The sequence below is a fragment of the Acinetobacter sp. AL9 genome (genome assembly GCF_041464035.1).
GTDB lineage: Bacteria > Pseudomonadota > Gammaproteobacteria > Pseudomonadales > Moraxellaceae > Acinetobacter > Acinetobacter towneri.
In genome coordinates, this window is record NZ_JAYFSK010000273.1 from 1 (window position 1) to 254 (window position 254).

At 40.9% G+C, this 254-nt stretch carries 1 pseudogene; it reads right to left on the reverse strand.

Features of this window, described 5'->3' with window-relative positions:
• Positions 1 to 123 precede the first annotated feature (123 nt).
• Positions 124 to 254: pseudogene (locus tag ACEO2X_RS14670) on the reverse strand (IS66 family transposase zinc-finger binding domain-containing protein); the annotation flags it as partial.

A 254-nucleotide genomic window follows, 5' to 3' on the forward strand; every position in this document is an offset into this window, starting at 1 on the left:
ATCGTCTAAAAGATAAAAAGAGAGTAGGAATTCAACCACAAATTGAGTCTTAATAAATCATCAAAGGGGTCAATTTTACTTTGCTGTTTTTAAGGTAAAAGGGGTCAGTTTTAAATTGCCGTTGACAGCTTGCTGAGTCAGAGTGTCACACTGATCACAGACCCATTTACCACGCACATGCTGTTCCTTATAGAACTGTGCCGGTCTGAAATGCAGTTTTTCACTGACATCTTCGCCGATACGACGGAGTTGGC